The sequence below is a fragment of the Stenotrophomonas sp. YJH_SMC_119 genome, assembly GCF_059368315.1.
The window spans coordinates 80,676-89,616 of the sequence record NZ_JCAFRP010000016.1 but is presented as its reverse complement, the minus strand read 5'-3'; the positions used below and the strand labels follow the sequence as shown (position 1 = coordinate 89,616).

Annotated in this window: 8 protein-coding genes; 6 read left to right on the top strand and 2 right to left on the bottom strand. The window is 66.9% G+C overall.

All coding sequences use genetic code 11. The features are described 5' to 3' along the window. The 6 genes from AC5P6S_RS18955 to AC5P6S_RS18930 form a co-directional block, all read left to right on the top strand. The coding region (locus tag AC5P6S_RS18955; RefSeq protein WP_495204722.1) for a methyl-accepting chemotaxis protein at positions 1-526 on the top strand (526 nt) is incomplete at its 5' end. A gap of 37 nt (positions 527-563) precedes the next feature. Then, entirely contained in the window at positions 564-1,433 is an 870-nt protein-coding gene (locus tag AC5P6S_RS18950) for a CheR family methyltransferase (RefSeq protein WP_012480090.1), read from the top strand. Further along, a complete protein-coding gene (gene cheD, locus AC5P6S_RS18945) occupies positions 1,430-2,026 on the top strand; it encodes a chemoreceptor glutamine deamidase CheD (protein ID WP_005409511.1) in 597 nt (198 codons plus the stop codon). Before AC5P6S_RS18950 ends, cheD begins: the two co-directional genes overlap by 4 nt. Further along, positions 2,023-3,096 (top strand): protein-glutamate methylesterase/protein-glutamine glutaminase, encoded by a 1,074-nt coding sequence (locus AC5P6S_RS18940; protein ID WP_005409510.1) that lies wholly within the window; start codon positions 2,023-2,025, stop codon positions 3,094-3,096. Before cheD ends, AC5P6S_RS18940 begins: the two co-directional genes overlap by 4 nt. Positions 3,097-3,188: 92 nt before the next feature. Further along, positions 3,189-4,775: a hypothetical protein gene (locus tag AC5P6S_RS18935; RefSeq protein WP_044570055.1), complete on the top strand. Its 1,587-nt coding sequence runs from the start codon at positions 3,189-3,191 to the stop codon at positions 4,773-4,775. A 90-nt stretch (positions 4,776-4,865) separates the two neighbouring features. Then, positions 4,866-5,810: a hypothetical protein gene (locus AC5P6S_RS18930; RefSeq protein ID WP_049460683.1), complete on the top strand. Its 945-nt coding sequence runs from the start codon at positions 4,866-4,868 to the stop codon at positions 5,808-5,810. Between the two features lie 91 nt (positions 5,811-5,901). Here AC5P6S_RS18930 and acnB read toward each other — a convergent pair whose 3' ends face one another. After that, entirely contained in the window at positions 5,902-8,493 is a 2,592-nt protein-coding gene (gene acnB / locus AC5P6S_RS18925; protein ID WP_012480087.1) for a bifunctional aconitate hydratase 2/2-methylisocitrate dehydratase, read from the bottom strand. A 43-nt stretch (positions 8,494-8,536) separates the two neighbouring features. After that, the gene (locus tag AC5P6S_RS18920) at positions 8,537-8,935 is read right to left on the bottom strand and encodes a type II toxin-antitoxin system VapC family toxin (protein WP_005409506.1); all 399 of its coding nucleotides are present in this window, start codon (positions 8,933-8,935) and stop codon (positions 8,537-8,539) included. Positions 8,936-8,941: the final 6 nt, after the last annotated feature.

Sequence of the window (8,941 nt, the reverse complement as noted above, 5' to 3'; positions counted from 1 at the left end):
CGTGGTCGCCAGCGAAGTGCGTACCCTCGCCCAGCGTTCGGCTGCGGCGGCCAAGGAGATCAAGGGCCTGATCGATGATTCGGTCGGCAAGGTCGCCGAAGGCTCCAGCCTGGTGCACCAGGCCGGCAGCACCATGGGCGAAATCGTCGCCTCGGTGCAGCGCGTGACCGACATCATGGCCGAGATCTCCGCCGCTTCGCAGGAACAGTCGGCCGGCATCGAGCAGGTCAACCAGACCGTGGTGCAGATGGACGAGACCACCCAGCAGAACGCCGCGCTGGTGGAAGAAGCCACTGCCGCCGCACGTGCGATGGAAGACCAGGCCGCGCAGCTGGCCGACGCCGTGGCGATCTTCCGCCTCGACAACCAGGTCTCGGCCGCGGTGAAGGCTGTCGCCGAACGCGTGGAACCGGCGCGCATCACCCCCGTGGCACGTCCGCAGCCGACCAGCACGCCCACGCCGGTACGTCGCAGCAGCAACGCCAGCACCTTCGCCGCCAGCGACAGCGACTGGCAGGAATTCTGAGACCCACCCGCGGCGGCTTCGGCCGCCGCCTCTGCCGATGGACACGTCCCCCGTGCAAAGTCCTACTCCCATCGTCACCGGCCCGCGCGAGTTCGAGTTCGCCGACCGTGATTTCCGCCGCGTCTGCGACCTGATCTACCAGCGCGTGGGCATCGCCCTCGCACCGGCCAAGCGCGACATGGTCTATGGCCGCCTGTCGCGCCGCCTGCGCACGCTGGGCATGCGCAGCTTCCAGCAGTACCTGGACCATCTTGAGCAGGAAGACGGTGACGAGTGGCAGTCGTTCACCAACGCACTGACCACCAACCTGACCTCGTTCTTCCGCGAGCCGCACCACTTCGACAAGCTGCGCGAAGAACTGCAGCAGCGTTCCAGCCGTTCGCCGCTGCTGCTGTGGTCGTGCGCGGCGTCCACCGGTGAGGAACCCTATTCGATGGCGATCACCGCCTGCGAGGCCTTCGGTACGCTGAAGCCGCCGGTGCGCATCATCGCTACCGACGTCGATACCCAGGTACTGGCCACCGCCGGCCGCGGCGTCTACAACATCGACCGTGTCGCCAATCTCGACCCGGACCTGCGCCGCCGCTACTTCCAGCGTGGCAGCGGTCCCAACGAGGGCCAGTGCCGCGTGCTGCCGGCGCTGCGCGAGCTGATCGAGTTCCGTCCACTGAACCTGCTCGCCCCGCGCTACGACGTCGGCGGCCCGTTCGACGCGCTGTTCTGCCGCAATGTGATGATCTACTTCGACAAGCCGACCCAGCGCGCCATCCTCGGCCGCCTGGTGCAGCACCTGGCCGACGATGGCCTGCTCTACACCGGACACTCGGAGAACTACCTGCACGCCGCCGACCTGATCCAGCCCTGCGGGCGCACCCTGTACCGCCGCGCGGCAAAGGCCGGCGCATGAACGCCTCACTGCGTACCGACGACGTGATGCGCTACCAGGATGCACGCTTCCAGACCCTTGCCGCCAAGCTGCTGCCCACCCAGTACCTGGTGGTCGATGACACCACCGCGCTGACCACCACCCTGGGTTCGTGCGTGGCCGCCTGCCTGCGCGACCCGGTGCTGAAGATCGGCGGCATGAACCACTTCCTGCTGCCGGAGGGCAACGCTGGCGACGGCGCGCCCGCACGCTACGGCAGCTATGCGATGGAGCTGCTGATCAACGACATGCTCAAGCGCGGCGCGCACCGCAAGCGCATCGAGGCCAAGGTGTTCGGCGGCGCCAACGTACTGAAGGGCTTCACCAGCAATCCGGTCGGCACCCGTAATGCCGAGTTCGTGCGCCAGTACCTGCAGGCCGAGCATATTCCGATCATCGCCGAGGACCTGTGCGGCATCCATCCGCGCAAGATCTGGTTCTTCGCCGACACCGGCCGGGTGGTGGTGCAGCGCCTGCCGCATGCCCACGAAGCCGAAGTGGCTGCCACCGAATCGGCAGTGCGTGCGCGCCTGTCCAAGGCCCCGGTCACCGGTGGCGTGGAGTTGTTCGAATGACCCTGACCGGCAACGCCCCCTGCCGGGTCCTGATCGTCGACGACTCCGCCGTCGTGCGCCAGATGCTCACGGAAATCCTGTCCAGCGATCCGGCCATCGACGTGGTCGGCACCGCTGCCGACCCGCTGCTGGCGCGCGAGAAGATCAAGCGCCTGGCCCCGGACGTGATCACGCTGGACGTGGAAATGCCACGCATGGACGGCCTCGCCTTCCTGGAAAACCTGATGCGGCTGCACCCACTGCCTGTGGTGATGATTTCCTCGTTGACCGAGCGCGGCGCCGATACCACGCTGCAGGCACTGGCACTGGGCGCCGTGGACTTCGTCTCCAAGCCCAAGCTGGACGTCGCACGCGGCCTGCAGGGCTACGCCGACGAGATCATCGCCAAGGTGAAGATGGCGGCGCGCTCGCGGGTGCGCCCGCTGGTGCGTGCTGCCGCTCCGAAACTCCTGCTGGAAGCAGCTCCTGCAATGCGCCCGGCTGCACCGCAGTTCCGCACCACCGACCGCCTGATCGCGATTGGTTCTTCGGCCGGCGGCACCGAGGCGCTGCGCGTGGTGCTGGAAGGCATGCCGGCCGATGCGCCTGCCGTGGTGATGACCCAGCACCTGCCCGCCAGCTTCAGCAGCGCCTTCGCCGAACGCCTGGACCGGCATTCCGCGATGGCCGTGCGTGAGGCCAGCGACGGCGAGGCAGTGCTGCCTGGCCATGCCTACCTGCCACCGGGCGGCAAGCACCTGCGGATCATCCGCGACGGTGCGCGCTGGCGCTGCCGCGTCGATGATGGCCCTGCAGTGAACCGCCACAAGCCCGCGGTGGACGTGCTGTTCCGTTCGGTCGCGCAGAGCGCGGGCGGCAACGCCATCGGCGCCATCCTCACCGGCATGGGTGACGATGGCGCGCGCGGCCTGCTGGAAATGCGCCAGGCCGGCGCGCCGACGCTGGTCCAGGATGAAGCCACCAGCGTGGTCTGGGGCATGCCCGGTGCTGCCTTCAAACTGGGAGCGGCCGAAGAACAGGTGCCATTGGAACGGATCGCCGAACGACTGTTGGCGCTCGCCCGCGGCTGATCGTCCGCGGCATCGCACCGCCTGATTCCCCCTTTCAGATGCCGGCCCCGGAAGGGCCGGCACGGCTGTCGTGTTTTCCAAGGAGTTTGACCATGGCCCTGCGTCTCTTCCGTTACCAACCGTCACTGCTGGCGGCCGCTCTGCTGGCTCCGCTGGCAGCTACCGCTGCCGGCGTGCCGGCACCGCCGCAGGCCACCGCGGGCCTTCCCCCCGCCCCCGTCGCGAAGGGCACCGTCTGGACCGATCGCGTTCAGATCCAGAGTGGTCCGGATACCGCATCGAAGCGCCTCCACGCACCCGACGTGGCGTTGCGCATCGTCACCCCCGATGACAGCGAGTCGCTCACGCCAAAGGGGCTCGCACTGCTCTTCAGCGGCAATGAGCCGGACTACTTCCGGCGCAACACCCTGCCCGGCAGCATCGTCGAGAGCCAGGCCAGCCCCGCCATCACGCTGATGCCCAACGTAGCCAGGGCGCTGGTGGGTGGCTACTTCAGCTATGCGCCCGACGCGCTGCCCAACCAGAGCAGCACCCTGCGTTTCAGTGCAGACACCTGGGCGCTGGTGCACCAGGGCAACACGCGGAAGGATCCCCTTTACCGCCTCAACCACGTCAGCACCATCGAGCAACGCCGTGCCGATGGCACCCTGGCTGAATTCATCAGATGCAGTGACAGCGACGACCGGGCGACCCTGGGCGAGTGGCAGGCCAATGACTACGCCAGACTCAAGATTGCCGCCCAGGTGATCACGATGAAGTGCACCGAGCAGCTCATCAAGCGAATTCCGGCGATGTACCCTCGCCCGCTTGCTGCTGAAGATCTCACGGCCTACGCAGGCGGTGCCGTGCCGCCGGCACGGGTGCGCATCTATGCCAGCCTGGGGCGGACCACCACCCTGTACACCGACGCCGCCTGCCGCGAGGACTACCGCGACAGGATCGACGTCAAGTACAACAACGCCGGTGACAAGGGCGTGCTCGGCATCCCCGCCACGGAAACCCTGCGCAGCAAGGAGAACGAGCGGTTCTCCATGCTCAGCTACCAGGAGTACGAAGTCGCCGGCGGCAAGCCGCTGATCGTCGAAGCGCGCTTCGACGCATCAAGCCGCATGTACTGCGACGGGCAGTTGTCGGGTCAGTTCGTGGCCAGGCCCGGGCAGGACTACGAAGTGGAAATGGAAGTGGCCGACAAGATGTGCCGCCTGCATCTGCGCCAGGTACACGCCGATGGCAGCACGACGCCACAGGTCGCACGCAGGACCCCCAGCAGCTGTGAGGGCACGCGTGCGCCGGTCCGCATTGAACCGCGGCAGGACATGCAGGTCCTGCTGTTCAGCCCAGGCCAGCTGCAGATCCAGGATGCCCGTCAGGGCGGCGCACCGGAACGGTTGACCGACGACGCGGGCAGCACCGAGGCACTGCGGAAGATGCTGCAGCAGGCCAGCAGCAATCCCGGCACACGCCTGTGCGTGGTGGTACCGGCTACCGATTACAGCAGCGCCCTTCACGATGCCGTGCGCGAACGCGTACTGGACGCACCGCAGGTATTGCCCAGCCTGTGGGAAGAGGCGGCCACGGTGAACAGGCGCCGCAGTGCCGCCGCCGATGCTCCGGTCGACATCGCCGCTGCGATCGCCCATTGCAATGCGTTCCCGATCAGGGAATTCGCGCCGCGCTGAGCAATCGCTCCCCTACCTTCGGCCTTCGCCGGGCATCAACCACCAGAGCGCACACAGCGCCTCATCTTCGTTTCCCCAAGGAGTACTACCGTGGCATTACGCCCAACCTGCCTCACCGCCGCGATCGCGGCCACCCTGCTGCTGGCGCCGTCGGCCTACGCCAACGACGAAGCATCCACACCCACGCCTGCCGTGGATTCCGCGGTCACCAGCGGATCAACGCTCGATCCAGCAACGGATGCGGCGACCGCGCCAGACGCGGTGCACGCCCCCACCGCGGCCGATCCGGCCATCGGGAATGTCACAGCCGCCGTGGCACCTCCTGTCGACTACAGCAGCCTGCAGCACATCAAGGTCACCTCCGGACTGGGTGCAGGCCCCAACGGCAATCGCGTGGGCGATCACGTGCTGCGCCTGGTGATGCGTGCCGACACCGCTGCCGTCACCGCGGCCAAGGTCGGCCTGTCTGCTCTGGCGTTCGTCACTGGCGTGGGTGACATCGGCACCAGCAACAGCTTCAGCAAGAACAACGTCCGTGGCGAGGACATCCACTCTGTGCCCAGCCCGGCCTTCGGCGCATTGCCCGGCATGATCCGCGAGCAGCTGGCACTCTATTTCGCGGCCCATCCCGGCGCCATTCCCAGCGACGAGCGCACCGTGGAAGCCAGCGCCGGCCAGTGGTCGCTGGTGTACCAGAAGCTCAGCGATGCAGAGACCCCCTACGAGCTGCGCCACGATGTAACCATCGGCTTCCCGGTGGTGCGCAAGCTGTTCCGCAGCGCCAGTGGCGGCCAGGGCGTGCACTGCCGGGACGAAGCACGGGTTGCCCCGCTGCAGGAATGGCAGGCAGACGACTATGCGAAGGCCAAGGCGGCGTCGCGTGAGTTCGCCGAGGCCTGCATTGCGCGTTTCGTGGCTGAGCTGCCCCGCCTGTTCCCCGACCATGGCGTTCTGCCGCAGCCTGCGGTGGAAGCCGAGCTTCCGGCGGAAACGCCGGCCGTGGCCGAGGAAGCGGCCGCCGTTACCCAGGCCTGAACCTGGGTACGCCCCCAAACGAAGAACCCCCGGTTCTCACCGGGGGTTCTTCGTTTCAACGGCGTGCCGGCCAGCGGCCGGCACTACCGCGTCAGGCAGCGACCGTGTTGGCCACGTCCTGGTATTCCTCGATCTGGTCGAAGTTCATGTAGCGGTAGATCTCCGCACCATTGGCGTTGATCACGCCGATGTCCGCCATGTACTCCTCCTTGGTCGGGATGCGGCCCAGACGCGAGCAGATCGCGGCCAGTTCGGCCGAACCCAGGTACACGTTGGTGTTGCGGCCCAGGCGGTTCGGGAAGTTGCGGGTCGAGGTCGACATCGCGGTGGAGCCTTCGCGGATCTGCGCCTGGTTGCCCATGCACAGCGAGCAGCCCGGCATTTCCATGCGGGCGCCGGTGGCGCCGAAGGTGCCGTACACGCCTTCCTTGGTCAGCTCCGAGGCGTCCATCTTGGTCGGCGGGGCCACCCACAGGCGGGTCGGCAGGTCACGCTTGCCTTCCAGCAGCTTGGCAGCGGCACGGAAGTGACCGATGTTGGTCATGCACGAACCGATGAACACTTCGTCGATCTTGGCGCCAGCGACTTCGGACAGGGTCTTCACGTCGTCCGGATCGTTCGGGCAGGCCACGATCGGCTCGTGGATGTCAGCCAGGTCGATCTCGATGACGGCGGCGTACTCGGCGTCGGCATCCGGCTCCAGCAGCTGCGGGTTGGCCAGCCACGCCTCCATCTTCTCGATGCGACGCTGCAGCGAACGCGGATCCTGGTAGCCCTCGGCAATCATCCACTTCAGCAGCGTGATGTTGCTGGTCAGGTACTCGATGATCGGTTCCTTGTTCAGGCGCACCGAGCAACCGGCCGCCGAACGCTCGGCCGAGGCGTCGGACAGTTCGAACGCCTGTTCGACCTTCAGCTCCGGCAGGCCTTCGATTTCCAGGATGCGGCCGGAGAAGATGTTCTTCTTGCCAGCCTTGGCCACGGTCAGCAGGCCCGACTTGATCGCGTACAGCGGGATCGCGTTGACCAGGTCACGCAGGGTCACGCCCGGCTGCATCTTGCCCTTGAAGCGCACCAGCACCGACTCCGGCATGTCCAGCGGCATCACGCCGGTGGCCGCAGCGAAGGCGACCAGGCCCGAACCGGCCGGGAACGAAATGCCCACCGGGAAGCGGGTGTGCGAGTCACCACCGGTACCCACGGTGTCCGGCAGCAGCATGCGGTTGAGCCAGCTGTGGATCACGCCGTCGCCCGGGCGCAGCGAAACGCCGCCACGGGTGGAGATGAACTCCGGCAGGGTGTGGTGGGTCTTCACGTCCACCGGCTTCGGGTAGGCGGCGGTGTGGCAGAACGACTGCATCACCAGGTCGGCCGAGAAGCCCAGGCAGGCCAGGTCCTTCAGCTCGTCACGGGTCATCGGGCCGGTGGTGTCCTGCGAGCCGACCGAGGTCATCTTCGGTTCGCAGTAGGTGCCCGGGCGCATGCCCTGGCCTTCCGGCAGGCCACAGGCGCGGCCGACCATCTTCTGTGCCAGCGAGAAGCCCTTGCCGGTGTCGGCCGGCTGCACCGGCAGGCGGAACAGGTTGGTCGGGGCCAGGCCCAGCGCTTCGCGCGCCTTGCCGGTCAGGCCACGGCCGATGATCAGCGGAATGCGGCCACCGGCACGCACTTCGTCGAACAGCACTTCGGACTTGACCTGGAACTCGGCGATCACTTCACCGTTCTTCAGCGCCTTGCCTTCGTACGGACGCAGCTCGACCACATCGCCGTGCTCCATCTTCGACACGTCCAGCTCGATCGGCAGTGCGCCGGCATCCTCCATGGTGTTGTAGAAGATCGGGGCGATCTTCGAACCCAGGCAGACGCCACCGGCGCGCTTGTTCGGGATGAACGGAATGTCATCACCGGTCCACCACAGCACGCTGTTGGTGGCCGACTTGCGCGAGGAGCCGGTACCGACCACGTCGCCGACATAGGCAACCAGGTGGCCCTTGTCCTTCAGGTCGAGGATCTGCTGGATCGGGCCGCGCTTGCCGTCTTCTTCCGGGGTGAACGGCGCGTCGTCGCGCTTGTTCTTCAGCATCGCCAGGGCGTGCATCGGGATGTCCGGGCGGGTGGTCGCATCCGGTGCCGGCGACAGGTCGTCGGTGTTGGTCTCGCCAGGCACCTTGAACACGGTGACGGTCAGGCTCTGCGGCACTTCCGGGTTGCTGGTGAACCACTCGGCATCGGCCCAGCTCTGCAGCACGGCCTGGGCGTTGGCGTTGCCGGCCTTGGCCTTTTCCTGCACGTCGTGGAACGCGTCGAACACCAGCAGGGTCTTCTTCAGGCCATTGGCAGCAATGGTGCCGGCGCTGGTGTCGTCAAGCAGCTGCACCAACGGCGCAACGTTGTAACCGCCGAGCATGGTGCCCAGAAGTTCGGTGGCGCGCTCGCGGCTGATCAGCGGGTTCTGCTCGCTGCCCAGCGCGATCGCGGCCAGGTACGAGGCCTTGACCTTGGCTGCGTCATCGACGCCGGCCGGCACGCGGTGGGTCAGCAGGTCGAGCAGGAACTCGGCCTCGCCCTGCGGCGGGTTCTTCAGCAGTTCAATGACATCGGCCGTCTGCTGCGCGCTCAGCGGCAGCGGCGGGATGCCAAGCGCAGCGCGCTCGGCGACGTGGTGGCGGTAGGCTTCCAACATGACAACTCCCGGGTAATGCGTAGGTTGAAATAACAAAGTGGGCTCAGGCTTGCGGCACGATCAGCTTCAGGCCCTTGAAGTAGTCGCGGTAAAACGTGTCGTTCCAGGTGATCAGGCCGTCGCACTGCAGCAGTGCGTGGGCGCCGACCATGAATTCGTCCAGGCTGCGGCGGCTGCCGCCGCGCTGGCGATGACGGCGGTGCATCTCGCCGGCGCGCAGTGCCGACTTGGCTTCCATCGGATTGAAATGCACACCCATCTCTTCCAGCGCTTCGAGCACTTCGGCACCGCCGCGCAGCGATGCGCAGACTTCGGCCAACGTCGCGCCACAGACCACCACGCGGCCACCGACCAGGCTCTGCCTGAGGATGGCTTCCACGGCATCGGCCTGCGGACCATTGCTGAGCAGCTCGACCAGCACCGGTGAATCGACGGCGATCATCACGGC

What these genes read in the sequence shown, in the direction of transcription:
- AC5P6S_RS18940 (WP_005409510.1), top strand. Translation starts at nt 2,023, where the DNA reads ATGACCCTGACCGGCAACGCCCCCTGCCGGGTCCTGATCGTCGACGAC.
- acnB (WP_012480087.1), bottom strand. Translation starts at nt 8,493, where the DNA reads ATGTTGGAAGCCTACCGCCACCACGTCGCCGAGCGCGCTGCGCTTGGC.
- AC5P6S_RS18920 (WP_005409506.1), bottom strand. Translation starts at nt 8,935, where the DNA reads ATGATCGCCGTCGATTCACCGGTGCTGGTCGAGCTGCTCAGCAATGGT.
- AC5P6S_RS18950 (WP_012480090.1), top strand. Translation starts at nt 564, where the DNA reads ATGGACACGTCCCCCGTGCAAAGTCCTACTCCCATCGTCACCGGCCCG.
- AC5P6S_RS18935 (WP_044570055.1), top strand. Translation starts at nt 3,189, where the DNA reads ATGGCCCTGCGTCTCTTCCGTTACCAACCGTCACTGCTGGCGGCCGCT.
- cheD (WP_005409511.1), top strand. Translation starts at nt 1,430, where the DNA reads ATGAACGCCTCACTGCGTACCGACGACGTGATGCGCTACCAGGATGCA.